This window comes from Acidobacteriota bacterium (genome assembly GCA_034211275.1).
GTDB lineage: Bacteria > Acidobacteriota > Thermoanaerobaculia > Multivoradales > JAHZIX01 > JAGQSE01.
This window is the reverse complement of the sequence record JAXHTF010000099.1, coordinates 1-24,636: the sequence shown is the minus strand read 5'-3', so window position 1 is coordinate 24,636 and position 24,636 is coordinate 1. Positions and strand designations below refer to the sequence as shown.

21 protein-coding genes are annotated in these 24,636 nt (G+C 67.3%); 7 read left to right on the top strand and 14 right to left on the bottom strand.

Translation table 11 applies throughout. From position 1 onward, the window contains the following. Positions 1–269: 269 nt before the first annotated feature. The gene (locus SX243_15380; protein MDY7094351.1) at positions 270–1,397 is read left to right on the top strand and encodes an aminotransferase class I/II-fold pyridoxal phosphate-dependent enzyme; all 1,128 of its coding nucleotides are present in this window, start codon (positions 270–272) and stop codon (positions 1,395–1,397) included. 21 nt (positions 1,398–1,418) lie between these two features. On the opposite strand, the gene SX243_15375 is transcribed toward SX243_15380, so the two are convergent. From SX243_15375 to cdd, 4 genes are read right to left on the bottom strand one after another with little or no spacing between them, the layout of a single operon-like run. Next, positions 1,419–2,315 carry an anti-sigma factor gene (locus SX243_15375; protein ID MDY7094350.1) on the bottom strand — a complete coding sequence of 299 codons (897 nt, stop codon included), beginning with the start codon at positions 2,313–2,315 and terminating at the stop codon, positions 1,419–1,421. Next, positions 2,312–2,908: a sigma-70 family RNA polymerase sigma factor gene (locus tag SX243_15370; GenBank protein MDY7094349.1), complete on the bottom strand. Its 597-nt coding sequence runs from the start codon at positions 2,906–2,908 to the stop codon at positions 2,312–2,314. The genes SX243_15375 and SX243_15370 overlap by 4 nt, the downstream gene beginning before the upstream one ends. Next, positions 2,889–3,683: a hypothetical protein gene (locus tag SX243_15365; protein MDY7094348.1), complete on the bottom strand. Its 795-nt coding sequence runs from the start codon at positions 3,681–3,683 to the stop codon at positions 2,889–2,891. Before SX243_15365 ends, SX243_15370 begins: the two co-directional genes overlap by 20 nt. Further along, positions 3,680–4,102 carry a cytidine deaminase gene (cdd, locus tag SX243_15360; GenBank protein ID MDY7094347.1) on the bottom strand — a complete coding sequence of 141 codons (423 nt, stop codon included), beginning with the start codon at positions 4,100–4,102 and terminating at the stop codon, positions 3,680–3,682. Before cdd ends, SX243_15365 begins: the two co-directional genes overlap by 4 nt. A gap of 48 nt (positions 4,103–4,150) precedes the next feature. Between cdd and SX243_15355 the strand changes: the two genes are divergently transcribed. The 4 genes from SX243_15355 (at position 4,151) to SX243_15340 (ending at position 11,920) form a co-directional block, all read left to right on the top strand. Next, positions 4,151–4,930, top strand: coding sequence for an NUDIX hydrolase (locus SX243_15355; GenBank protein ID MDY7094346.1), 780 nt, complete (start codon positions 4,151–4,153; stop codon positions 4,928–4,930). After that, on the top strand, positions 4,927–5,757 hold the full coding sequence (locus SX243_15350; protein MDY7094345.1) for an NYN domain-containing protein: 831 nt from the start codon (positions 4,927–4,929) through the stop codon (positions 5,755–5,757). The genes SX243_15355 and SX243_15350 overlap by 4 nt, the downstream gene beginning before the upstream one ends. Positions 5,758–5,797: 40 nt before the next feature. Continuing rightward, positions 5,798–7,156 carry a thioredoxin domain-containing protein gene (locus SX243_15345; protein MDY7094344.1) on the top strand — a complete coding sequence of 453 codons (1,359 nt, stop codon included), beginning with the start codon at positions 5,798–5,800 and terminating at the stop codon, positions 7,154–7,156. Positions 7,157–7,429: 273 nt separating this feature from the next. Further along, positions 7,430–11,920, top strand: a complete 4,491-nt coding sequence (locus SX243_15340) for an amino acid adenylation domain-containing protein (protein ID MDY7094343.1) — start codon at positions 7,430–7,432, stop codon at positions 11,918–11,920. A 156-nt stretch (positions 11,921–12,076) separates the two neighbouring features. On the opposite strand, the gene SX243_15335 is transcribed toward SX243_15340, so the two are convergent. The 9 genes from SX243_15335 to SX243_15295 all read right to left on the bottom strand — a co-directional run bounded on the left by SX243_15335 (position 12,077) and on the right by SX243_15295 (position 21,193). After that, complete coding sequence (locus SX243_15335; protein MDY7094342.1) at positions 12,077–13,201, bottom strand: hypothetical protein; 1,125 nt, start codon at positions 13,199–13,201, stop codon at positions 12,077–12,079. Between the two features lie 320 nt (positions 13,202–13,521). Next, the gene (locus SX243_15330) at positions 13,522–13,992 is read right to left on the bottom strand and encodes a hypothetical protein (GenBank protein MDY7094341.1); all 471 of its coding nucleotides are present in this window, start codon (positions 13,990–13,992) and stop codon (positions 13,522–13,524) included. Positions 13,993–14,114: 122 nt separating this feature from the next. After that, entirely contained in the window at positions 14,115–14,933 is an 819-nt protein-coding gene (locus SX243_15325) for a hypothetical protein (protein ID MDY7094340.1), read from the bottom strand. Positions 14,934–15,245: 312 nt separating this feature from the next. Then, positions 15,246–15,884, bottom strand: a complete 639-nt coding sequence (locus tag SX243_15320) for a hypothetical protein (protein MDY7094339.1) — start codon at positions 15,882–15,884, stop codon at positions 15,246–15,248. 55 nt (positions 15,885–15,939) lie between these two features. Beyond that, positions 15,940–16,407: a nuclear transport factor 2 family protein gene (locus tag SX243_15315; GenBank protein ID MDY7094338.1), complete on the bottom strand. Its 468-nt coding sequence runs from the start codon at positions 16,405–16,407 to the stop codon at positions 15,940–15,942. 92 nt (positions 16,408–16,499) lie between these two features. Beyond that, a complete protein-coding gene (locus SX243_15310; GenBank protein MDY7094337.1) occupies positions 16,500–16,859 on the bottom strand; it encodes a DUF1820 family protein in 360 nt (119 codons plus the stop codon). A 5-nt stretch (positions 16,860–16,864) separates the two neighbouring features. Continuing rightward, complete coding sequence (locus tag SX243_15305) at positions 16,865–18,067, bottom strand: RNA methyltransferase (GenBank protein ID MDY7094336.1); 1,203 nt, start codon at positions 18,065–18,067, stop codon at positions 16,865–16,867. 10 nt (positions 18,068–18,077) lie between these two features. Beyond that, positions 18,078–19,850 carry a multiheme c-type cytochrome gene (locus SX243_15300; GenBank protein ID MDY7094335.1) on the bottom strand — a complete coding sequence of 591 codons (1,773 nt, stop codon included), beginning with the start codon at positions 19,848–19,850 and terminating at the stop codon, positions 18,078–18,080. A 146-nt stretch (positions 19,851–19,996) separates the two neighbouring features. Further along, positions 19,997–21,193: a transporter substrate-binding domain-containing protein gene (locus SX243_15295; GenBank protein MDY7094334.1), complete on the bottom strand. Its 1,197-nt coding sequence runs from the start codon at positions 21,191–21,193 to the stop codon at positions 19,997–19,999. 191 nt (positions 21,194–21,384) lie between these two features. Here SX243_15295 and SX243_15290 point away from each other — a divergent pair, with 191 nt between their 5' ends. Together SX243_15290 and SX243_15285 are read left to right on the top strand one after the other, a co-directional pair. Continuing rightward, a complete protein-coding gene (locus SX243_15290; GenBank protein ID MDY7094333.1) occupies positions 21,385–23,421 on the top strand; it encodes an alkaline phosphatase family protein in 2,037 nt (678 codons plus the stop codon). 68 nt (positions 23,422–23,489) lie between these two features. Beyond that, entirely contained in the window at positions 23,490–24,287 is a 798-nt protein-coding gene (locus SX243_15285) for a hypothetical protein (protein MDY7094332.1), read from the top strand. Positions 24,288–24,426: 139 nt separating this feature from the next. Here SX243_15285 and SX243_15280 read toward each other — a convergent pair. Then, positions 24,427–24,636, bottom strand: a 210-nt coding sequence (locus tag SX243_15280) for an EVE domain-containing protein (GenBank protein MDY7094331.1), incomplete at its 5' end; no start/stop codon positions are given.

Here is a 24,636-nt window from a genome sequence, read left to right as displayed (position 1 = left end):
GGAAAACTCGCTGCGCTCGGACAGTTCCGCGCGTTTCTCCGCGCCGGTTCCTGCCGGCGGCGGGCGCCTCGGAGTCCTCGCTCTACTCGTCCCAGGACACTCCCTGGGTACTGTTTCTTCCGCGGCGAGGCCGAGTCTGAGGGTTGTGCCGGGAGTTCGTGCCTGGAATTCTCCAAGCCCGGGTCGTTCTTCGATAGTCTTCGAGGGCCACCGCCGCGGTGGGCGCAATGAAAAGTTCGAGTGAGAAGGGAAGAAGAGAGGAGAGGCCCATGGGAGTGCCATTCATCGATCTACGACGCTTCGAGGACGGATTCCTCGAACGCTGGGCGGAGATCTGCCGGGACATCACCGAGAACACCCGCTTCGTCGGTGGCCCGGACGTAGAACAGCTGGAGCGCAACCTGGTGCAGCGCACCGGGGCCGCCGCCGCCGTTGCCTGCGCCAACGGCACCGACGCTCTGCAGCTGGCGCTGCGGGCAGTGGGAGTGGGGCCGGGGGACGTGGTGGCGATTCCCGACGCCACTTTTTGGGCTACCTTCGAGGCGGTGATCAACTGCGGCGGACGGCCGGTGACCGTGGATATCGACCCCGACGACCTGCAGCTCGACCTCGACCTGCTGCGCCAGGCCCTCGACCACTACCAGCCCAAGGCGGTAATCCTTGTGCATCTCTACGGCTGGGGATCGGGAAAGCTCGCAGAGATCCGCAGCCTGTGCCGGGAGCGGGAGATTCCACTGGTGGAAGACGGTGCTCAAAGCTTCGGGGTGACCTACGGCGGCGAGTCCATCTACCGCGATGCCCTCATCTCCACCATCTCCTTCTACCCCGCCAAGGTCCTGGGGGCCTGCGGCGACGCCGGTGCGGTGCTGTGCTCCGATGCGGAGATGGCGGATCTCGTACGGCGCCTGGGAAACCACGGGCGCTCCGACCACTACCAGCACGCCTGGGTGGGGTGGAACAGCCGCATGAGCGGCTTCGACGCCGCCTTCTTGAATCTATCGCTGGAGCATTTCGACCGGCGCCTGGAGAGCCGCCAGCAGCTGGCAGCGCGCTATCGGCAGCGCCTGCCGGAGCTGGGAGTGCGGGTGCCGGCGCTGCCGGCGGGCTATGAGGAGAACGGCTACCTCAACGTCACGCTGCAGGATCCGCAGCGGCGGGATGCGGTGGAGGCGGTGCTGCGGGACGCCGGCATCGGCACCGGCCGGGTCTATCCCGGCAGCATGTCCACCCAGCCCGGGGCGGAAGGGCATCTCCACGGCGCCATCGGTGGGGAGCGGGCCGAGGAGCTTTCCCGCAGCGTCCTCAATCTGCCCCTCTTCGCTTATATGGGCGAGGCGGAGCAGGACGAAGTGCTGACGGTGCTGGCGCGGGCGATGGAGAAGGCAGCGGCTGGTTAGCAGAGACGGGCGCCGATGCGCTCAGATGCGCATGGACTCGTCGCCCTTGAGCAGGATCGGACCGGTGGGCCGGGGGCCGTGGGGCTCGTCCGCCGGCTCCAGGGAGACGGCGACGCCGCGGGTGCCGTTGGGCATGGTCAGGTCGCGCATCTCGGCGGGCTGGCCGGCGGTGACCTGGAAGGTGCGGGCGTCCACCGGGCCATCGGCGGTGAGGAACCACAGATGGTACTCGCGGCCGTCGGGGGCCGGTTCCAATCCCTGGAGGTTGACGTACCAGCGCTGATGGTCGGAGCACACGTACATCACGCCGCGCACCCGGGACTGCTGCAGCGAAGCCTGCTGTGGCCGGATGGGATAGAGCCGGGCAGCGGTGGTGGTGATCATGGTGAAGCGCTGGCTGAGGTCGTCCAGCTGTTGCTGGAGCCGCGCTACCTCGGTGGCGGTGGCTTCCGGACCCGCCGCCGAATTCGGCCCCAGGGTGTCGCCGAGGGTGGCGAGGGCGACCTCCTGCTGGCTCAGGCGCTGGTTGAGGCTGAAGGCGAAGAGGCCGAGACCGAGGACGCAGAGAGCGAGCACCGCGGCGGCCAGCCGCCAGGGCCACACCAGGGCTCCGCCGGCCGGAGGAGCGGGGAGCCGCCGGTTCTCCGAGGAACGCCGGGCTTGCGAGAGATCCGCCACGGTGGCGGCTTCTGCTGAGTCCGAGGTCTGCGATGCTCCCCGCACCCGGTCCATCACCTGCTGGCGCAGGGCCTGGGGCGGCGTCTCGGGTTCCAGGGCGTAGGGCAGGAGGGCCAGGGCCTGCAGATGGCCGCGGACTCCTTCGGAGCGCAACTCCTCGTCCGCAGACGGGCCGTCTTCTTCCAGCGCTGCCAGGACCGCTTCCAGCAAGGCGTCCTGGGAATTCGTTTCGGCGCTCATAGCAGTTCCTTCATCTCACCTTCCAGGGCCTTGCGCAGCTTGCGCATGGCGAGGAGGGTCCGGGTCTTCACCGTGCCCAGGGGGATGTCGATGGCGGCGGCGATCTCGCTCTGGCTCAGGCCGCTGTAAAACGCTAGCTCCAACACCTGACGCTGTTCCTCCGGCAAATCCGCGAGGGCGGTGGAGAGTCGTTCCCGCCGCTCGTTCATCAATACGGTTCCGGAGGCGGTGGCGGATGCATGTTTTTGCACCGGAGTTTCCACCTGGTAGGCGTCGAGGGTGCGGTCGCGACTGCGCTGGCTGCGCAGCCGGTCGATGGCTCGGCTGCGGGTCAGGAGCACCAGCCAGGTGGTCACCGCGGAGCGGCTCTTCTCGTAGCGGTGCGCCTGCTTCCAGACCTGCAGCATGACCTCCTGGAGTACTTCCTCGGCATCGCCGTCGCGGCGCAGGATGCGGCGGGCGAGGCCCAGCAGCAGCGGCGAGTAGCGATCGTAGAGCTCCCCGAGGGCCTCCCCGTCGCCGTCGGCGATGCGGTGGATCAGGTTGCGCTCTTCGGCGGCGCTAGATGTTTTGTCAGCGGAGTTTTCGCTCATAGTCGAGCTCGTGGACCGATGCCGGCGCAGAATACCACGGGCTCTCGGCGGAGGCAGCTGGTGGCTCGGAAGTCGTGGCCCCGGGGATGGAGACTCGGGTCTTGGCGTCCTCGTAGAGCGCCGCCAGCGTGCCGGCGGCCCACGGTACCGTCACCAGAGCGCCGATTCCCAGCAGTGCCAGGCCGCTCAAGGCCAGGGCGCCGCAGGCCAGCCCGTGGCCGAGGCATCGCCAGCGGCGGCCGTGGCTGAGGTCGGCGGCGGCTTGGAGAACGGCGTCCAAGGAGACTTCCGGCGGTGCTTCGGCGGCGATCAGGAAGACGAAGAGCCAGCGGGCGGCGGCGAGCCCCAGTCCCGCCACTGCTGCTGCGGCGCCCAAGCCCCAGGCCGCGCTCTGCAGCAGCGGCGGCAGGTGGCGCCCCAGGGCCAGGACCAGGAGCCAGGGAAAGGCGAGAAAGCCGAGGAGGAGGTAGCCGAGCCAGAACAAGCCCAAGAAGCGCTCGTAGGTACGGAAGCCTCGGAAGAGGAGCTCGGCACCCACGGGCTGCCGGTGGATCAAGGCCAGGGCGAGGGCAGGCGCGCCGCCGAGCAGCGGGGCCAGGGCGAAGAGGATGAAGGCGATATTGGCCCAGGGCACCAGGCAGCCCGCCGCCACCAGGAGTCCGAGGCCTCCGAAGCTCGCCGCGGCGGCTATCGGCTGCCGGGCGACGGCCCTGGCGCCCCGATGCAGAGCACTGGCTAGGGATTGGGGAGCCTCGCCGGTCAAGAGCGAGCTCAAGAGCTCCCGGAAGGGGCCGCGCCGGGGAGCAGGTGGCCATCGAAGGCCAGGGGTAGCAACTCCCCGATGGTGGTGGCCTGGCGGCCATCTTCACCGAAGCAGAGCAGGATGGGCGTGTCGGGGGCGGCGAACTCGCTCAGCCGCTGGCGGCAGCCACCGCAGGGGGAGCAGGGCTCGTCCCCGGCGGTGACCACCACCGCCGCTTCGATGCGCTGTTCCCCCGCCAGCACCAGCGCCGCCAGCGCCGAGGTCTCGGCACACCAACCTTCGGGGAAGGAGGCATTCTCCACGTTGCAGCCGGCGTAGAGCGTTCCGGAGACCCCCCGCACACAAGCGCCCACGGGAAACTGGGAGTAGGGTGCGTAGGCTTTCGCCATGGCTTCCCGGGCGCGGCGGATCATCTCTTCGAGATCTTCCATGGAAGGAGACTATATCCAATCGCTGCTCGTACCCAGGATTGGTCCTAGATGGTACGCTCAGGCACCGCCGACGGCGGCGGAAAACCCCCGAAGATGACCGACGAAACCCCAGCCGACAGCCACCAGGTGGAGATCCTCGAGGAGCGGGAGCATTACCGCTTCCGTCAGCTCTTTTGGGTGCAGGAATCGCGGCTGCGCTTTCGTCACTTCGACGGCTCCTGGAGCCCCGAAGTCACACGGGTGACCTTCTGCCAGAAGGTCGCGGTGGCGGTTCTGTTGGTCGATGCCGAGGCGGATACGGTGGTTTTGGTGCGCCAGTTGCGGTTCCCGGTCCTCGAGCGCCAGCGGCATCGGGGCCAGCCGGACGGTGGCGCGTGGTTGCTGGAGGTGCCGGCGGGGTTGCAGGAAGCGGGGGAGAGCCTTGAGGAAGTCGCCCGGCGGGAGATTCTGGAAGAGACCGGCTATCGGGTGGAGCAGGGGCTGGAGGAGGTGATGGTCTTCTATCCCAGTCCGGGAGTGAGCTCCGAAGAGGTCCATCTCTTCCGGGCGGTGGTGAGCCCGGATCAGCGGGTGGAGGACGGCGGCGGCGTCGCCGACGAGCACGAGGACTTGGAAGTGGTGATCCTGCCGGTGGAGCGGGCCTTCGAGCTGCTGCGGCGGGGGGAGATCCGGGATGGCAAGACGATTCTGGCGCTGCAGCACTTGGCCCTCGAACGCCTCGATGGGGCCAGGTCGATGACAGAGAGCAGGGCCTCCAAAGAGACTGGGGCCTCGGAAAAGACCGGGGTCCGTGAGGATATGAGTCGGGTGAGGAGAGACGAATCTTGAGCAAGAGCGGAATCAAGCTTGGAATCTATGTGGACGGCGCCAACCTGGCGCGCAACGGCGGCTTTGGGATGCGTTACGACGTGCTGCGAGAGTTCGCCGGCCGCGACGGTGCCGAAGCCATCCGGCTCAACGTCTACGTCACCTTCGACGCCGAGCGGGCCCAGGACGATGGCCAGTACCGGCGCCGGCAGCTGGGGTATTTCTCCAGTCTGCGGGACTTCGGTTACAAGGTGATCGAAAAGGAAGTGCGCTGGTACCGGGACGAGTTGGGGAATCGGGTGGGCAAGGCCAATGCGGATCTCGAGATGGCGGTGGACGCGCTGCTCCAGAGCGCCAACCTGGATCGCGTGCTGCTGGTCACCGGCGACGGCGATTTCGTCCAGGTAGTGCGGGCGTTGCAGAACCGCGGCTGCCGGGTGGAGGTGCTGGCCTTCGACAATATCTCGTCGGAGCTGCGGCGGGAGGCGGACCTCTTCCTCTCCGGCTACCTGGTCCCGCAGCTGCTGCCACCGGAGGGCCGGGAACGTGCCGAGTGGGGGCGCATCGGCTCCCGGGTGCGAGGCTTGTGCTACAACCACTTTGATGAAGGGTACGGCTTCTTCCGCTACATGACCCGGGTCGGCCCGGGGCTGTGGATCACCGACACCCGCCAGCCCGGCTCTCTCTATCAAAGCGTCTTCTTCCACGACTCCCAGCTGCCGGAGCAGGTCAACGTTCGCGACTTGCCCAGTCGGAGGATGATCTTCGAATTCGAGCTAGCGCCGTCGGAACGCAAGGACGGTGGCGCTCAGGCGGAGAACATCACCCTCGCCGGAGCAATCCCCTGAACGACGCCCCCTTGCACCCTGGCCTTCCGGAGACCCTGTCATGACTCAATCGTCGCAGCCCACGCCCGAAGTCCCTACTTCTGAGAATAGCGCTCCCGAAAAGAGCGCCTCCGGGAGTGGACCCTCCGAAGTTCAGGCCCTGGCCGTGCTGGTGGCCACCGCCGGCGCCACCGCGCTGTGGTCCGGCCACCTGTGGAGTCAGCTGCTGCAATCGCGGGGAGGCGCTGACGTGGTGTGCGTCTTCGGGGGCAGCGACTGCGCTCAACTCTGGGATTCACGCTTCGCCACCGCGGTGCATCAGGCCACCGGCGTGCCGGTGGCGGGTTGGGGGCTGGCCTGGGGGCTCACCGCTCTGCTCCTGGCGCTGGTCGCCTTGATCTCGTCGGTGCGCCGGAAGCCGGCGCCGGGGGTGCGGGCGGCGCTGCCCTGGGCGGCGGCGGGGGGCGTCCTGGCGGTGGGGGCCCTGGTGGTGGTGAGCGGTGCCCAGGGGCAGTGGTGCAGCAGCTGCTCGGTGGTCTACTTTCTCACCGCGGTCTTCGCGGTGACGGTCTTCGCCTTCTTGGGAGAGCGCGGCCAACAGGGTTCAAAGCTTCAGGGATTGTTGGTGGTGTTGGCGGTCTTTGCCGGCTCCTACGCCCTGATGCTCTATCCCGGTCTGCGCACCCCCGCCGCCGGCGCCGCTCAGGAAGCTCTTCAATCAGCGCCTCGAAGTGGCGGCCTGGAGGGCTTTTTGACTGGCCTCACTCCGGATCTGCAGCAGGCCGTGAGCCAGGCCTTGGGGCGGCATCGGGCTGCAACGACTCTGCCCCAGCCGGAAATGCGGGCGCCGCTGGGAGACCCCGCCGCGCCCGTGCGCCTCACCGAGTTCACCGACATCCGCTGCAGCCACTGCGCCACTCTGCACCAGACCTTGGATGCGTTGTGGAACAGTGCTCCGAAGGGCAGCTTCGTGATCGATTCCCGGCACTTCCCCCTCGACGGCCGGTGCAATCCGCGCCTGCCCCCGCGGGACGGGGAGCCGGTGAGCTGTACCGCGGCGCTGGCGCGCATTTGCTTCGAAAGCCAGTCCAAGGAGCAGCGGGAGGCCTACGCCACCCGTCTCTTCGACGCCCAGCGAGAGCTCACCCTGGAGCAGGTCTTCAGCTTCGCCGAACCGGTCATGGACGCTGCGGCCTTGCGGCAGTGCGTCCAGCAGCCGGAGGTCCAGCAGAGCCTGGAGGACGATCTGGCCTTCGCCTGGCAGCACACTCCCCGGGGCACGCCCTTGGTGCTGATCAACGGCCGCGAGGCGGTTGCCTTCGGGCCCTTCCTCTACGCCATGATCCTCGCCGGAGGGGACCTCTACCACCCGGCCTTCGAGCAGCTGCCGCCGCCTTCCCTGACGCCTCCTGGCTCGTGACTGTCTCGTCTTTCCCCCCTCGATGCACTCCCTACGTAACGAGGGAAGGCCGGAACCGATTTCCGTTTCCGTCCGCCGGGCGGCGGTGATGCTTTTCAGCTTCACCGTTTTGTTGCATTCCTGCTGGCTCGGATTCGGCTTTCCTGCGGGAGAGGGGAGATCGTAGTTGAAGCTGGAGAGTACCTTGGGGCCGCAACCCGAGCATCCACAGGGGTGGTCTCCCGGCTTCGGAGGTAGTCGCCGTTCCGGGTGGGATCGAAGGGGGAGCGGCTGATGATTCTCTTCCCCGGGCAGGATCCCTCCACCTCCCGCCGTAAGAGATCCTCCAAGTCCTGGTCCCACCGTCCCCTGAAGCTGGCAGCGGCTCGCGTTGAGGACGCCGATGGCGTTCCCCTCACCCTCGCCCAGCAAAGGCTTTGGCTCCTCGAACAACTTTCGCCGGCAGGCCGCTCTCACCAATGGGTGGTGGCCTGGGAGCTTTCCGGTGCCCTCGACCCCAGTCGTCTGGAGGCGGCCCTGGCGGTGGTGGTGGAGCGCCACGAGATCCTCCGCAGTAGTTTTTCCACCTCCGAGGACGGTCCGATCCAGCGGGTGGGCGGGGGCCGGCACCGCTCTCACGAGCCTCGCCGTCAGCCTCGCTGCCGGCGCCTGGACCTCAGCCGGCTGGATCCTGGCCGGGCTCGTATCGAGGCGGTGGCGTTGGCCCAGACTCTCCCTGGAGTCTCCCTGCAGGCGCGGCAGCCGCGGCTGGTGCGCTCCCTGCTGTTGCACCTCGATGCCACGACCGCCCTGTGGATGGTGGCGGTGCCGGCGATGGTCTTCGACGAAGGCTCCGCCGAGATCCTCGGCGCGGAGGTTCGGGAGCTCTACGGTGCCTTGGCGGAGCGCCGATCGTCCAATCTCAGCCCGCCGCCGATTCAATTCGCCGACTTCGCCATTTGGCAGCGCCAATTCCTCGACGGCGACGAAGCGGAGCAGCACTTGGACTTCTGGCGCCAGCATCTCCACGGCTGGCCCGCCGCCGCCGGGTTGCCGGCGGACCGTCCCGCCGCCCGCCAGACCGGGGCCCTCGCCGCCACCGCCGACCGCATTCTGCCGGCGGAAACCGCCCAGGCTTTGGCCTTCTTGGCGGCCCAGGTCTCCACCCCTGCGGTGCTCGTCGCCAGCCTCGGCGCGCTGCTCAGCCGGCTGACGGGGAGGGATCGCCAGATCATTGGCTGGGAGCTGGCGGCCCGCCCGGTGCCGGAGCTCACCACCCTCGTCGGTCCTCTCGCCAACGCCGTACCGGTGCCGACGGCGGTGATCGGCGGTACCTCCTTCGACCAACACCTGGAATCCGTTGCCCACACCCTGCAGCAAGTGCAGGACCGCGGTGACCTTCCCTACGATCGCTTGTTGGAGGAGCTGCGCCCTGAACGGGACCGCCGCTCGGCGCCGCTGGCACCGGTGGCTCTGGTGGTGCGCCGCCACGGTCGGCAGCCGCCCAGCGCCGGCGGCGTGGTCTTCCGGCGCACCAGCGTCGGCCGCCGGGCTCGCCGGGGGCATCACGAGCTGGTGCTGGAGCTGACTTTGGGGCAGTGGGTGGAGAGTCGCTGGCTCTTCGATGACGGCCGCTTCGACGCCGGCACCGTCGAGCGGCTGGCGGAGACCTTTCAGCGTTTCCTGGCGGCGGCGGTGACCGACCCCGCCGCGGGAATTCATGATCTGCCGTTGATGTCCGAGGTCCAGCGCCACCAGCTGTTGGTGGAATGGGGGCCGGGGCTGACCAGCGCCAGCGGCGGTTCCATCCACCAGCACATCGCCCGATGGGCCCATCGCACTCCGGATGCCCTGGCGGTAGGAGGGGAGGACGGCGAGACCTGTACCTACGGTGAGCTGGAGGACCGGGCCGGAGCCCTGGCCCGCTGGCTCCGAGCTCTCGGTGTAGGTCATGGAGACCGGGTCTGCCTGTGTTTCGGCGGTACCGCAGCGGCGGTGGTGGCGATGTTGGGGGTGCTCAAGACCGGGGCCGCCTACGTTCCCCTGGATCCTGCCTTCCCCCGTCGCCGCATCGAGCTCATCGCTCGGGACGCCAAGCCGGCGGCGGTGGTGACGGAGCGTCGTTGGATCGATCGCATGCCCCGGGGCGGCTGTCCGAGCATCTGTCTGGAGAAGGACTCCCTCCCGTTGGAAGGGGGGCGTGTGGCGGTGCCGGTGGCGGAGACCGCCACCGCCTACGTGCTCTACACCCCGGGCTCCCACGGGGAGCTCCAGGGGGTGGAAGTGCCCCACCGGGCCCTGACCCGCCGGCTGGTTCCCCATCCCCTGCTGAGCCTCGACGTCGACGACGGTGTGGCTCAAACGTCGGGCCTGGCCTCGGAAGTGGCGGCGCTGGAAGTTTGGGGCACCCTGCTCTGTGGGGCTCGGTTGGAGAGCCTGTCGGTGGACGTGGCCCTGGATCCTCAGCGTTTGGCGGCGGCCATCGAAGAACGGCACATCACCGTGCTCTACCTCTCCAACGCCGTGCTGCAACAGGTCGCTGAGCAGCGTCCGGATGCCTTCGCCGGGGTGCGCCGTCTGCTGGTGGGGGGGGAAGGAGTCTCGCCGGAGTCGCTGGAGCGGATTCGCAGCTTCGGACCGCCGAGCCGCCTGCTGCAGGTCTACGGCCCTGCCGAGACCACCGGCATCGCCACCTGTCACGATCTGCTGTCCGCGCCGCTGGAGCGCTCCACCAACCCGGTGGGAGGCCCGGTCCAGGGGATTCGGGCTTACCTTTTGGACCGCCGCGGCAGCCTGCAGCCGGCAACGGCGGTGGGAGAGCTCTACCTGGCCGGCGACGGTCTCGCCAACGGTTACTTCCGGCGTCCCCGTTGGACCGCTGAACACTTCCTGCCGGACCCTTTCAGCCGGCAACCGGGAGAGCGACTCTTCCGCACCGGCGATCTGGCCCGCTGGTCCCACGACGGTGGGTTGGAAGTTCTTGGCCGCCTCGATCAGCAGGTGCGGATCCGGGGCTACCGGGTGGAGCCGGAGGAGATCGAGGCACGGCTGCTGCGTCATCCGGAGGTTGGTCAATGCGCCGTCCTGTGCCGGGAAGACGGCGCCGGCAACCGGCGGCTGGTGGCCTATGTGGTGCGTGACTACTTCCCCTGGCGGGAAGCCCTGGCCCAGTTGCCGACGGGGCCATCAGACGCGCCGCCGACGTCCACCGAAAGCAGCGGCACCGGATTCGGCGACCCCGAGGGCTGGAACGCCGCCCGCGCTGCCTTGGAGTTGCTCGCCGGGGAATCTCCGGAGCGGGTGCTGGAGATCGGCTGCGGACGCGGTGAGCTGACGCTGCAGCTGGCACCGCGCTGCGTCGAGTATTGGGCTACCGATCCTTCCGCCATTTCCGTGGCGGATCTGCAGCGGCGCCTCGAACAACAATCGGATCAGAGTCTCGCCTCGGTGCGGGTGTTGCAGCGTCGGGCCGAGGACCTGGAAGGTCTCGGCAACAGTGGCTTCGATCTGGTGGTGCTCCACGAGGCGGTCCGATTCTTCCCCGATTCCGGCTACCTGGAGCGCATCCTGTGCCAGGCGTTGGAATTGGTGTGCCCCGGAGGGCGGGTGGTGCTCGCCGGGTTGCGCAACCGCTCCTTGCTGCCCGCTCTACATCTCGACGAGAGCTTGCATCGGGCTTCGCCCTCGCTGCCTTTGGCATTGTTGCGGGATCGGGTCCAGCGGGCAGTGGAGGAGGACGACCAGCTGGCGGTGGATCCGGGCTTCTTCCATCGCCGCCGCGACTCCTGGCCCGCCCTCGCTTCCATCGCGGTGCGGCCCAGCGGCGGGCCGAGAGCGGTCACCGATAGCGCCGCTGCGCGTTTCCACTTCGACGTCGAGCTGCGGCGGGCCTCCGAGGATGCTTCGCCGGCGGCGACGCCGGTGGCCTGGCGGGACTGGCGCCGTAGCGGCCTGACCCTCGACCGGCTGGTGCGCAACCTGGAGCTTCGCCGGCCGGAAGTCCTAGGCCTGGTGCAGGTTCCCAACCGCAAGCTGTACCGCGAGATCGAAGCGCTCCGCTGGTTGCAGGAGGAGAGCTTTGGCGCGCGGGTCGAGGACCTCGCCGCTCACCTGGAGACCCTGAAGGCGGAGCCCGGATCGGTGCCGGGGTTGGCGCCGGAGGATCTTCAGCACCTGGCCCGCCGCTGCCACTACCGACTGGACATCAGCTGGAGCCGCTGCGACGGCGAGGGCCGCTTCGACATCCTGCTCCGGCGCCTCGACGGCGAGGACGTCCTGGCCCCGCCGGTCTTCCCCCAGCCCGAGCTGTCCATCCCCCGCCCCTCGGACCTCAATCCGGCCATCGGTCGCTTGGTACCGCGGCTGCGGGAGTATTTGGAGGCGACGCTGCCGGTGTACATGGTGCCGTCCGCCATCGTGTTGATGGAATCCCTGCCCCGAGAGCCCGACGCTCGTCTCGACCGCGGTGCCTTGCCCGCTCCGGAGACCATGAGCCGCCCCGCCGGCGAGGTCTACGTCCCCCCCGGCTCACCCACGGAAGAGCTCCTCAGCGGTCTGTGGGCGGAAATCCTGGGCCTCGACCGCGTCGGCGCCGAGGACAACTTCTTCGAGCTCGGCGGCCAATCCCTCCTCGCCGCCGAAATGGTCGCCGCCGTGCGCCAAACCTTCCAGCTCGACTTCTCCCTAGCCGACTTCTTCGCCGGCCCTACCGTCTCCCAACTCGCTCAAGACCTCGACCGCCTGCTGGTGCAGAAGGTGGAGGAGATGGTGGACGGGGAGGGGTGACTCTTCGCTGACCGGCCGCGGACTTTTCAGCCACTGGCCGCAGAGTCGAAGAGGCTGAGGTCGCGAAGGTTCCCGAGGCGCGGCCGCCCTTTCTCTCCCTGAACACCTTCCCCCCAGCGAGCAGCAGGGAGCTGCCCGCAGGGGAAAGTTGCATTCCTACAGGTTGATCGGCCCGAGGCAGGGCCAGTGGACGTTGCGGTTGATGTACCCGGGCTGGAAGCTGCCGGAGGCGTGGGGCTGGTTGATGACGTACCAATTCTGGCCTGGGATGTAGCAGTTCTGGCTGGTCCACGGGGTCATGACCAGATTGTTGCCCTGCACCGTGGCGTTGAGCATGCCGTCGACGACGATGCCGAAGCCGAAGGTGCCGCTGCCGGAGTTGTTGATGAAGGTGGCGCCGGAGGAAGTCTGGCAGTCGCCGGTGGGGTTGTTGTCGTCGCACCACAGGTGGGTGCCGATGGCCAGAGCCACGTGGATATGCTGGCCGCAGCAGGTCTGGATCAGGTTGTTGCGCACGATGGAGCCGGTGAAATCACCGTTGTAGAGGGTGGCGGCGATGATGCCGCTGAACAGTGAACGGGTGTCGTTGGCGATCCAATTGTGCTCGATGATGGTGTTGGTGCCGCCGTAGAACGAGATGGCTCCGTCGGTGGCGTTGCGGATGTGGTTGTGGCCCACGTAGCCGTTGTTGCAGCGGTAGTCGATGCCGTTGGCGAAGGGGCCCGGCGGGTTGGTGCTGGGGTGGAATCCGTTGTCGCCGATGAAGCTGTTGGTGATGCGCAGGCCGCTGCAGTTGGGGTTGTCGGAGGCCGCGATGGCGCTCAGTCCCGAGGTGTTGGTGGCCGAGACGTGGTCGAGCCAGGCGTTGTTGCCGGAGATGGCGATCAGGGCCCGGGAGTAGTTGTAGGGATTCTGAGCCCGATTGCCGTCGATGCGGATGTTGCGGATCTCGGCGTTCTGAGCGGTATAGGCCTGGATCACCGGCTTGGTGTAAGTGGCCCCTGCCGGCACCTGGATCAAGGCTTTCTGGCTGTCGTTGGTGGGGTAGCCGGTGGTGAAGATCTTCTGATTGTTCTTCAGCTTGATGATCTTGTTGGCGGAGAAGACGGCCCCCTGGCAGAGCTCGGCGGTGCCGTTGAGATTGAGGGCATTGATGATGGTGTCGCTGTTGCCGCCGCTGAGGCAGATAGCGGAGGCCGCGGGGGTGGCCAGCAGGCAGGCCAGGGTCGCCAAGATGCAGGAGATGAAGGGGGACTGAGGCTTGGTGAAATGACTCGACATGATCTGCTCTCCATGAAGTGCCGAGCGGCGATTGGCCCGGATCCACCGCCCATGGCAGTTGCAAATGCGTCTTGAGTTCAAGTACGAAAAATAATTCGCAAGGTTGCACTGCTTCGAAGAAGAGCGAGGGGAGAAATTCCAGGATGGCAGTCGCGAGCGGGGATCTGCATCGCGGGGGCCTTGGGAGCTCCAGCGGCTCCGGCGGCTCCTACCGCTCAGTGCGGTCCTCCGGGAAACTCCAGAAACTAGATCTCCGGGCAGTGTCGCGAGTCTCAGCGGAAGGTGAATTCTCGCGGTTGTCTGGCGCTTTCGGCAGGCAGCTAGGAGCCGGCCCGAATCCGCCGGCCGACGAAGGTGTCCTCGGCGATGGGGTCGCCGGTGTCGGTGGACGGGTCGAGGGGATCTTCGCCATCCTCGAAGGTGCGCACGGAGAGGGAGCCGCTGATGCGGTTGCAGCGGATGTCGTCGGCCTGGAATTCGATCTCCACCCGGCCCACGGTGAGGAGAGTGTTGTCATCGTTGAAGACGAAGGTCAGGAGCACGCCCTCGCCGCCTTGGCCCTGCCGCTGCCAATGCCCCTGCTGATCCGAGAACCCGATCAACGGCTGGGTCGAGGTGGTGCCGAAGAAGGTACCGTCGGCGCTGAAGGTCCAGACATCCCGCGCACCGCCGTCCTCCTCGATGTAATACGAGCCGCCGCATTGGCCCTTGGGGCCTTGAGCTTCGAGGGGCGTGAAAGCCGAGAGGCAGAGGAGCAGGGATAGGACGGCAAAGAGTAGGGCTCTGAACATGGTTTTCTCCTGGGTCGGGGTGTGAGCTTCGGTCTTGTCCTACGGCGGCAAGCCCCGACGCCCTCTCGAGCTCCGGGGCTTGCCGATCTCTATCCTGGATGGGATGGGGCGTTCGAGGGTCTTCAGGGAGCTTCCGCCACCGTGTCCCAGAATTGCAGCTCGTACTCTTGGAGCAGGCGTGCGGCCCGCCGGATGTCGCGGGGCTCGGCCCCCTTCTCCAGACCCGCGGCAATCACCTCAATGGCGGCCTCCTCGAAACCGGGGATGGGCGTTCCAAAGAAGGTGAAGAACTCCACCTCTTCGGGGCTGTAGCCATAAACGTCCTGGAGCGCCGTGGCCATTCGAGCGGTGTTCTCGCCGAAGACTCCGAAGTTGAGCAGGAAGGCGGCGGCAGCCTCGGCATCGGTGCGGAAGGCCGCCAGGGACGCCACGGCGTTGGGGAAGGCCTGGCCTCCAGCTCGGGGCTCGCGGGCGGCGAGGTCGGCCTCGTCGAGGCCGACGGCGGCGCCGAAGCGGCGGATGAGGTCGAAGGCGATTCTCTCTCCGCCGAGGAGCCCGCGGAAGAAGTCACTGCTCGGCGTGACCGCGAAGCGGCTGGTGAGCAGCGCCTGGCTGCGCAGGTCGCTCTGGATGATGTAGTACTCCTCGACGGCAAAGCCCTGGAGCGTCTCCACCGGCACCTGGCCCGCTTCCAGCGCATCGAGGAAGGGATGGTTGCGAATCTGATCTTCTACCGGCGCCAGCTCCCGCCGCAACTGCGCCACCAATCGCCGGGCCCGCTGTTCGGACGCCGCTTTCTGCCAGTTCCCTAGCTCGGTGAGCTTCTGCTGGTCGAGCTGTTGGGCGGATTCACCGGCGATCGCCGGGGGAGCGACCAGAAGCCCCGTGAGAACGACCGCTGCCAGGATGGCTGAAAGGGAATGGATCGTCTGCTTCGTCATCTGAGGCTCTCCTTTCTAGGTGGGGTCTTTCCAGAGCGAAGACGTTTCGGCTCCGTTTGCTCATCCAGTGGAGCAACCCGTCGGGTAAGCTCCATCGGGCAAGCTTCCCATCCCCCCATGACCGAGGCCTCCGATCAAAGCTCCTGCGGAAGTCAGGCCTTGAGGCCCGATGCCCCCTACCTTCAATTCACCCTTGATCGGATCGGGAAGGGCCGGTATCCACCAGCCTCTCCCTCTAACTCTTTAATTTGAGCGTATGCTCGTATCTGTGCGGGCGTCAACCTTCTACATTGCGGTTGCAGAATAGTCACGCTAACCGGCGCTCGTTCCCCCAGCCTCGGCAGCGGAGCCCTCCGCCGAGAAGAGGCGCCACAAGAGAAAGGCAGCGATGGGGAGAACCACGGCGTAGCCGAAGACGCCGAGGAGCTGCAGGCGCATGTAGCCGGAGAGGGGGCCGATGGTTCCCACGAGGCAGAGGGCTCCACAGAAGAGCAGCGCCTGCCGGGCGGTTCTCTCGCGGCCCCTGGGATGCAGGGTTGCCGCGGCGGAAAGGAGCGCGATGCCGAGGAAGACATCCCAGGCCAGCAGCTCCAGCGCGTAAGCCGTGGACGGCCAGACCAGGCCACCGCCGCCAGCCTGCCGCGTCGCCGTGAGCTCCACGAAATGCACTGCGCTGGTGGTACCGGCGAAGAGGGTGGCGAAGGCGAGAGCGATGCGGGCGGCGAGGCGTTGTTCAGTCGGCGCGCGCTCCGCCATCGTAGCGACCAGGAGAAGGATGGGAAGCGCGGAGAGCAGGGTGAGCACCTCCATGACGGCGAGAATCGGGTCGGTGATGGGCTCCTCGAAGCCATGGCGCACCATGCCCGCGGTCAGGACGACGACATAGGCGAGACCGATGGCCATGACCGCCGCTGCGGCCCTGGCGCCGATCCGATGGGTGGTGATGCTCATGGGCCGTCCAGCCGGGATCGAGAGACGCGCTAGTCGTTCTGCCCGGTGCCGGAGCTCACTTCTCGACGATGCGCGTGTTCTGGTCGAAGACCAGTCGCCACTGACCCTCCTCCCGGGTGAAGGTGAGGGAGAGGAGGGCTTGCCGGGGGCCGGCTTCGTCGGTGTAGGTGGTGCGCATCAGCGCGATGCCCAGGTCTCCGCGGACCAGGAAGGACTCCGGCACCATTTCCATGGTCCAGCTCTCGTCGGCGAACCACTCTCGATGGAAATCGACATATTCCTTGCGGGTGGAGTAGGTGGTGCCGTTGGGGAAGATCAGCGTCAGATCCTCGCCGGTGGTGATGGTGTCCAGCAGCGTCTCCAGGTCGCGATTCTGGACCGCATCGACGTGAACGGATACGGCCTTCCGGAACTCATCCTCCGTGTCTGGGGCTGGGGCTGGGGCAGTGGAAGTCCCGAGGCCGGAGCAGGCGGTGAGGAAGCAGGCGAGGAAGAAAGAGACCATGACGAAGACGAATCGCATGAGATTGGGGGCTCCCATCGGTCGGTGTGTCTCGGGGGGGTAAGGTTCTTGCTGCTAGGCGCAAGGGCTTTAGGAGAGTAGGCGTAGCGTGGTCACCCCTCCGGCGTCCCCTTCCCCGGCGCCTGCACCGGCATGGGGAAGGAAGCCACTGTGCCCTCGCCCTGAATCGGCGCGATGCGGCCGGGGCCTTCGCGTTCAACCTCGTCGATGCGGATGACGCAGTGCATGGGGATGTAGGTGCGGCGGACGCCGGTGAATTCGGTCTTGAGGCGTTCCTCGGAGGGATCGACCACCAGCTGGCTGCGCTCGCCGAAGACGATCTCCTCGACCTCGATGAAGCCGAAGAGGCCGCCCTGGGAGACCTGGCGGGCGAAGATCTCGAAGACCTCGCCTTGTTGTTGGAAAGCGATCTTGTAGACGTGTTGGGTCTTGGGGTTCTTGCCGGTGCTCATCGGCCTCAGTATAGATCGAAGACCAGGATGCGGGCGTCGATGGGACCGTTGCGCACGGGAATGCGGGCGTTGGGCTTGAGGCCGATGTATTTGCCACGGCTCTCGTCGCCGGCGAGGACCACCGCCCGCCAGCCCTTGTAGCGCTGCTTGAGCAGGTCCCCGAGGCGGCGCCATTGATCCTTCGCCTCGTCCAGGCGTTCGCCGTAGGCGGGGTTCACCGCCAGCAGGCCCGGCCCCTCCGGGGGAACGAAGCGATAGGCGTCGCCTTTGCGCAGGTGCGAGCGGTCCGCCAGGTGGGCGCGGCGCAGGTTGGTACGGGCGGCGTTGATGGCCTGGGGATCGCGGTCGACGCCGTAGAGCTGGACGCCCGGTCCTGAATTGGGGGCGCCGGGGGCAGGAATGGCTTCCTGCTTCACCGCATCGAAGCCGGCGGCGTCGAAGTTGGGCAGGCGTTGGAAGCCCCAGCGTTTGCGCAGAGCGTTGGGGGAGCGGCCCAAGGCGATGGAGGCGGCTTCCGCCAGCAGGGTGCCGGAACCGCACATGGGATCCACCACCGGGCCCTTGCCGTCCCATCCCGAGGCCAGGATACAGGCGGCGGCGAGCTGCTCGCGCACCGGGGCGGTGGTGGTCTGTTTGCGGTAGCCGCGGCGGTCCAGAGGATCGCCGGAGGTATCCAGCAGGAGAGTCGCTCGATCCTTGGCCAGCCAGACCCGCAGCTGGGTCTCCGCATCCCGCCGATCCACCGAGGCGCGGAAACCGAAATGGTCCCGCTGGCCGTCCACCAGGCCGTCCTTGACCTTGAGCCCGACCCAGCGGGTGTCCCGCACCTGGGAGGCGGTGGAGGTGGCGTGGATGGCGAAGGTGCGGTCGGGGTGGAAGAGGTCGGCGACCTTCAGCCCGCCCCAGCCGCGGTCGGGGTTCTGCAGCAGGGCCCGAGCTCCCGCCGCCAGGCTGTCGCCGTCGGGGCCGGGCCAGGCCGCCAGCCGCACCAGCACCCGGTTGGCGGTGCGCAGCCGCCAGTTGGCGCGCCAGCAATCCTGCCAGCCGCCCTCGAAGAGCACCGCCCCGCGCTGGCGGCGGATGCCCTGGGCGCCCAGATCCTTGAGCTCCTGTTCGAGGATCTCCTCCAGGCCGAGGGCGCAGATGGCCACCAGGCTCAGACGCGGGCTGCCCGACCTGACCGAACTACCCGAGTTACCTGAGCTCAAGACTCTTTCCTCAAGCCGCGCGCCGCAGACGGAGGAGTGCGCCGGCCGCCAGCAGCAGGGCCAGCAGCAACAGCCCGATGGAGCCGGCGGTGGGGATCTCTGCCGGGGGCAGCGGACCACCGGTGAGGGGAAGGCTCAAATCCTGCCGCGCCACCTCGATCTCCACCGGTCCGCCTTGGGGCGTTTGATCCCAACCCTTGGTCACCGCCAGAGCCCGGAAGGCTCGGCGGTAGAGGAGGCGCACGGTGACGTCCACCAGATCGCCGGGCTCGGCCTCCGGGGGCAGCTGGAATTCGACGGTGGTGACGTCGGTGGCACCGGAGGGGATGAGGGTGTCGGAGAAGACGCCTTCGGCGTCGATGAAGAGCACCGGTCGCACCGTCGGGCCGGTGCCGTTGATGCGCCCTTCGAGAATCTTCGCGAAGCCCTTGCCGGGATAGTCGGCATAGTCTCCGGGCTGCTGGCCCGGCACCTCGTCGTCGGCCCAGAAGGGCACCACCGGGCCGGAGACCTGGTTCAGCGGCGTGCCGTCGTAGCTCGCCTCGATGACCAGCAGGGCGTTGCGGATGGACACACCGGAGGGGAAGGCGTGGCCGGCTCCCTCATTGGTGACCGCGGCGGTGACCTGCAGCAGGCCGGCGCCGTCGAGGGCGGAGGCGTCGAGGAGAATGGCGTCGGCGAGGGTCGTCGGGGTGGCGCCGATGAAGGTGTGCTGGCGCCGCTGCTGCGCCGGCCGGGTGGGGGAGTCGCCGAGGACGCAGACGGTACCGTCGGTATCCGCCGGCGGCATGTGGCAGTCCTGGCAGCTCTGGAAGGTGGGCCCGGGCACGGAGAAGGGGGACGCCAGCCATTCGCCGTAGGTGTTTTGTCCGGGAGCGCCGGTGTCCGGATTGACGTATTGATGGCAGGAAGCGCACATGCGGGACTCGCGGAAATGCGGGGCGTAGGCGGCGCGCATGCCGCCGAAGCTGACGTCGTCCAAGGGGCCCCAGACGAATTGCCAGGTGTCGAAGAACGGACGCTCGTCGGGGAAGCGGTAGGTCGAATTGCCCAGGTGATGAAGGGCGTCGACATTGTCGTTCACCGAATCCATCTGATGGCAGGCGAGGCAGGAGACGCCGTCCAGCCCGCCGAGGGTGGAGACTTCGTCGAGCATCACGTTGCCCGGGTCGAAGACATCTTCCATGGGCGCGTGGCAGGTGGCGCAGAAGCCGGTCTCGCCGGGATCGTGGAGATCGGTGAATACGTAGCCGGCGGAGCCGCCGGCGGTGCCGGTGCCGGAAAAGAGGTCCAAGACCCACTCGTCGGTGCCGGCGAGGGAGTGATTGGCGGTTTGCCACTGGCTGAATTGGTCGCCGTGGCAGCTGCCGCACAGTCCCGCTTCCGGTGGGCTGTAGGAAGGATTGTCGGCGCTGGGAATGGATTGCAGCAGAATCTCGATCCCGCTGGTACCGTCCATGGCGAATGCGGCGCCGGTGTTGTAATTCGTCGAGGCGCCGGCGTCGTAGGTCAAGGCGGCGGTGATCACCGCGAAGCCGGCAAAGGTCACCGGCAGATCGAAGCTGCCGTCGGCGGCGCTCACCACCACGGTGGAGGTGTCCGCTTGCAGGTGAACGCTGGCGCCGGCCAAGGGCATGGAGGTGTCGGCGTCGCGGACGAAGCCGGAAACGGCGGCTTCCGCTACAGGAGCCGTCAGAAGGACCAGCAGACAGGCCGCCAGCGCCAGGGCAGCCGCAGCGATGGTCGACGGGGCGCGACGGGAGATCGAGTAGAACACGGGCATGACTTCCTCATTGAGGCTCGGCGGGGGTGGAGACCGGTTGGCGGTGGCCGCTGTGGCCGTCGAGTCCCCGGAGCTTCGAGCGGTTCCGCTTTCGACGGACGGTTACGAGTGGGCTGGGATTGTACCAGCTGGAACCGCGGGGCCGGTCATGGCTGTTGGCCCAGATATTCAAAGACGGTCTCCTGCCACGCCGGGCTGCGGATGTGGTGCAGCAGAGCTACGTTGACCCGCTCCCGTAGCGGGCTGCCGCTGGGAAATGCGATGCCGTAATCCTGGCGCGTGAAGGTCGAAGGCAGGATGATGAAATCGTGGTCTTCCTGCTGCTGGGCGAGATGGAGGAGGATCGGCGCGTCGTACACCACCGCTTCCACCTCGCCCGCCACCAAATCTTCCAAGGCCGCCTCTACCGACGGCCGGGATTGATGCGTCACCGCCTCCGCCTGGAGGTAGTTCTGGCTGGTGGTTCCGGCGACGGTGGCGACCTGGACCTTGGGAAGGTCCCGCGGGCCCTGCACGCTATTCCTCTTGAACTCATGGGCGGTCAGCGACGAGGCGATGCCGGCGGTGAAGCTCGAAATGAGGATGACGCTGGCGAACATCCAGATCAGTGCCACGAAGCGCCCTCCGAGGGTTACCGGTGCCTTGTCGCCGTAGCCGACGGTGGTCATGGTCACCGCCGACCACCAGAATGCGTGGCCCAAGCCTTGGAACCACCGCTCGCCGAATTGCTCGGCGTTGTTGCGCCGCTCGAACAACCACAGCAGGGTTCCAGCGAGGAGGAGGATCAAGGACAGCACCGCTACCACCTGGATGAAGCGAATCGAAAAGACCCCGCGCAGGAAAGAGAGCCAGCGGGAGCCGCCGTCGGCGATGGCGATGCCCAGTCCGGAGGTGTAGAAGGGGTGGGAGAAATCGAAGGCGGCCTCGCGGTCTTCGGTGATGGTGAGGGCGGCGACGGCGACGGCGAGACTTCCGTTCTCCAACTCCTCGACCATCTCCTGGAGGGGCATCTCGCGGAATTCGTACTCAACGCCGAGCTCGTCCGCCACACTCCTCCACAGCTCGATGCTCAGTCCCTGCCATTCCCCCGATTCATCCTTGAAGGCGAAGGGGGCCGCTTCCTTGGTGCCGACGGTCAAGACCTGGGGAGCGGCGGAGTCCTCCGGCGCCGAAGCCGCGGGCTGCTCCGGGGGGCCGCCCTGGGCGGAGGCGGAGGAGGCCGGGAGCAGGGGCAGGAGGAAGAGCGCCGCCAGGACTGCCGCCAGGACTATGGCGCGGGCTCCGGCGCGGACGGCGTGACCAGGGCCGGAGAAAGGACGGAACGGAAGGGGGGGAAGATTCATTCGATCTCCTCGGGAAAGTGCAAGAGAGTGAGCGAGAAGCGTAGGAGCGAGCCGATGATTGCGAGCGTGCCCTTCATGGTAAACCGAGGCCCCGGCAGCGGTGCAAGACCGTCGGGTCATTGGAACCGTCCTGGCGCCTCCGCCAGAGAGGCTCTTGACCCGGCGGCGGCGGCGGCATACGGTGACGAGCCATGAACGAGGCAGCTATGCACCACCGCCGGCGGCAGTCTCCAGGACCATTGAGCCGGAGCATCCGAAGCTTCTTGGATTGGGCCCATTGGGCCGGGGCTTGCCTCGCAGTGATTCTACTGGTCACCGGCGCCTGCGGCGGTGGTGGGACGGACGAGCGCGCGGGGAGAGTGGTGGTCCTGGGGCTGGACGGCGTCGATCCGGGGTTTGTCGCCCAGCTGGTGGAGCAGGGCAAGCTGCCGCATTTTGCCGAGCTGGCCCGCGGCGGTGCTTCCGGACCTCTGCGCAGCCAGCATCCGCTGCTCAGCCCGGTGATCTGGACCACCATCGCCACCGGCCGGCCGGCGGTGGACCACGGCATCACGCACTTCGTCATCGAGAATCCCGAGACCGGCCGCGAGCTGCCGGTGACCAGCCGCATGCGGCAGACTCCGGCGCTGTGGAATTTGCTCACCGATGCCGGCAAAACCACGGCGGTGGTGGGATGGTGGGCCACCTGGCCGGCGGAAGACATCGATGGTGCGGTGATCAGCGACCGTACGGGCTTCCACTTCTTGCTCAACGACCCGTTGGCGGAGGAAGACCTGCCGGCGGTGGTCTCGCCGCCGGAGCTGCAGCCGCAGGTGGAGCAGCGTATGCGCCGCCCCGAGGAGGTCACCGCCGCCGAAGTCGCAGAGCTGGCGGACGTGCCCGAGGCGGAGGCGTCGGGCCCCTTCAGCTTCGGCGACGACCTGAGCCACTTGAAGTGGGCGCTGGCCACCGCCGACAGCTATCGAAACATCGGGCTCTACCTTCAGGAGAGTCTGGATCCGGACCTCCTGATGGTCTACTTCGAGGCTCCGGACACCGTCTCCCATCTCTTTGGGCATCTGGTGGGGCGGCAGGATTTGGAGGGCGAGCTGGCGGAGCAACAGCAGCGCTACGGGCGGGTGGTGGAGGCCATGTACCAGCGCGCCGACGCCGTCGTCGGTGAGTTCATGAATCGCCTGGGCCCGGACGACGTGCTGTTCGTCGTCTCGGACCACGGCTTCGAGCTCGGCGAGCTGCCGGAGGACCCCAGTAAGACCCGCGACCTGCGGCGAGTGAGCCACGAATTTCATCGCCTCGACGGGATCTTCTATGCCTACGGTGCCGGCGTGCGCCCGGGAGCCCAAACCCAGGAGCAAGCCCAGGGGGTGAGCATTCTCGACCTCACGCCGACGGTGCTGGCACTCCTCGGCCTGCCGCCGTCGGAGGAGATGCCCGGGCGGGTGCTGACGGAGATCTTCGAGGATCTGCCGGAGCCCCAGCGCATTGCCGCCTACGATCCGTCCACCGGCAGCTCCACCGGCGCCGGAGACGCCGGGGCCATGGACGAGGCACTGGTGGAGAAGCTGCGCAGCCTGGGTTATATCGGCGGTGGCGCGCCGAAGGCGGACCGCAACCTGGCGACCCTACAACTACGTGCCGGGGAATACCGCAAGGCGGCGCAGATCTACCACCGGTTGCTGCAGGAGGATCCCGACAACCCGGGACTCAACACCGATTTCGCCACCGCCATGGCCGGGCTGGAGCGCTATGACGAGGCTGCCGAAGCCCTGGAGCGGGCCCTGGCGGCGGTGCCGGACTATGCTCCCGCCTACTACCGCCGAGGGGCGGTGGCGGAGGCCCGGGGAGAGCGGGCGGCGGCGGTGGCGGACTATCGCCGGGCGCTACGTTACGACCCGGATCTCCAGGGACCGCGGCGAGCTTTGGAGCGCTTGGGAGAGCCGGCGGTAGAGCGAGTGGCCCGGACGCCGGAGGAGATCCGTTCTGCGGAGCTGCTGCAACAAGCCCAGGAGTCGGCTCGCCGGGGGGGCTACGACGAGGCCTGGGAGTTGCTTTTGGAGGCAGAAAACTTGACTCCGGAGGCTTCCGTGGTGTATCAGTACAAGGGTAACGTTGCGTTTTTACGCGGCGACCGTGAGGCCGCTGTGAGCGCCTTGAAAAAGGCCCTGGAGCTGGATCCGGACGATGCTCGGATCCAAGAAAATTTGCGTCGACTGCAAGAAGGGGGCTGACAACAACCCCTTGAGTGGTTTACACTTCCCTATCCGTTCAGGACAACAGGAATCCCCAAAGGAGCTGAATGATGCGTAGACGAGGAGACATTTTGTGGGTTGCGGCGTTGGCCATTGCGCTGCTGGCGCTGCCCGCAAGTGCGCAGATGTCGATTGAGGCCGGTGCTACCGGTGTGATCCCCGCCGGTGAGGGCGGCGCCATGGATCTGTACGATCAGACCGACAACGCCTCCGGCAACGGTGCCCCGGACCAGAATTTCGAGGCCGCTTACGACGCCTACGACGCCGAGGGCGCCGATGACTTCGACGTCACCTGGCCCGACGGCTGGGTGATCCAGCAGGTCCGCACCGTCGGTACCACCGGCGGCACTTCCGACAGCATCAACATCAATTTCTACGCGGATGCTGGCGGTGCCCCCGCCGGCACCCCGACCTGCACCTACGATGACATTCCGATCACCGCGGGTGCCGGCACCGGCTCCTTCACCGTCGATCTGCCCACCGATTGCGTGCTGCCGATGGGCCTGCACTGGGTGGCGGTTCAGACCAACCACAACTTCGCCGCCGCCGGTCAGCACTTCTGGAGCAACCGCACGGTGCAGACCAACGCTGAGAGCGTGTGGCGCAACCCGGGCGATGGCTTCGGCAGCGGCTGCACCACCTTCACCCCGCAGACCACCTGCGGCGTCGGCGGTGGCACCAACCCCGACTTCCTCTTTGTGGTCAACGGTGTCCTCGGCGAGCCGCCTCCGCCTCCGGGCATCGAGATCCCGACCCTGGACGTGGTCGGTCTGCTGCTCCTGATCGGAGCCCTGGCCCTGGGCGCACTCTTCCTGATGCGCCGCCGGCAGAGCCAGGCTAGCTGATTGAGCTAGTCGAGATCGGAGTGCCGGGTCGCCCGGTGCTCCGAGCCTGATGCCTCTCTCCCCCGCGGGTTGAGCAGGCAGTAAAAAAGCCGCCGATTTCGGCGGCTTTTTTGTATGCATTGAAACGGGTGTGGCGGGCTCAGGGATCGACGCCGGCCATCTCGCAGATGTGCTTCCAGTGCCTTTCTTCGACCGGCATCACCGAGAGGCGCTGGCCCCGTTGCAGAACCAGCATGTCTTCGAGGGCTTCTTCCTCTTTGAGCTGGTCGCGGGTGATGGGCTGGTCGAACTCGGTGACGAACTCGAGATCCACCACCACCCACCGGGGTTCTTCCTCGGTGGCCTTGGG

Coding starts and splice junctions, on each gene's coding strand:
- SX243_15355 (MDY7094346.1), top strand. CDS start 4,151: ATGGTACGCTCAGGCACCGCCGACGGCGGCGGAAAACCCCCGAAGATG.
- SX243_15335 (MDY7094342.1), bottom strand. CDS start 13,201: ATGTCGAGTCATTTCACCAAGCCTCAGTCCCCCTTCATCTCCTGCATC.
- SX243_15320 (MDY7094339.1), bottom strand. CDS start 15,884: ATGAGCATCACCACCCATCGGATCGGCGCCAGGGCCGCAGCGGCGGTC.
- SX243_15310 (MDY7094337.1), bottom strand. CDS start 16,859: ATGAGCACCGGCAAGAACCCCAAGACCCAACACGTCTACAAGATCGCT.
- SX243_15295 (MDY7094334.1), bottom strand. CDS start 21,193: ATGAATCTTCCCCCCCTTCCGTTCCGTCCTTTCTCCGGCCCTGGTCAC.
- SX243_15370 (MDY7094349.1), bottom strand. CDS start 2,908: ATGAGCGAAAACTCCGCTGACAAAACATCTAGCGCCGCCGAAGAGCGC.
- SX243_15325 (MDY7094340.1), bottom strand. CDS start 14,933: ATGACGAAGCAGACGATCCATTCCCTTTCAGCCATCCTGGCAGCGGTC.
- SX243_15340 (MDY7094343.1), top strand. CDS start 7,430: ATGATTCTCTTCCCCGGGCAGGATCCCTCCACCTCCCGCCGTAAGAGA.
- SX243_15285 (MDY7094332.1), top strand. CDS start 23,490: ATGATGCGTAGACGAGGAGACATTTTGTGGGTTGCGGCGTTGGCCATT.
- SX243_15380 (MDY7094351.1), top strand. CDS start 270: ATGGGAGTGCCATTCATCGATCTACGACGCTTCGAGGACGGATTCCTC.
- cdd (MDY7094347.1), bottom strand. CDS start 4,102: ATGGAAGATCTCGAAGAGATGATCCGCCGCGCCCGGGAAGCCATGGCG.
- SX243_15330 (MDY7094341.1), bottom strand. CDS start 13,992: ATGTTCAGAGCCCTACTCTTTGCCGTCCTATCCCTGCTCCTCTGCCTC.
- SX243_15345 (MDY7094344.1), top strand. CDS start 5,798: ATGACTCAATCGTCGCAGCCCACGCCCGAAGTCCCTACTTCTGAGAAT.
- SX243_15375 (MDY7094350.1), bottom strand. CDS start 2,315: ATGAGCGCCGAAACGAATTCCCAGGACGCCTTGCTGGAAGCGGTCCTG.
- SX243_15315 (MDY7094338.1), bottom strand. CDS start 16,407: ATGCGATTCGTCTTCGTCATGGTCTCTTTCTTCCTCGCCTGCTTCCTC.
- SX243_15300 (MDY7094335.1), bottom strand. CDS start 19,850: ATGCCCGTGTTCTACTCGATCTCCCGTCGCGCCCCGTCGACCATCGCT.
- SX243_15290 (MDY7094333.1), top strand. CDS start 21,385: ATGAACGAGGCAGCTATGCACCACCGCCGGCGGCAGTCTCCAGGACCA.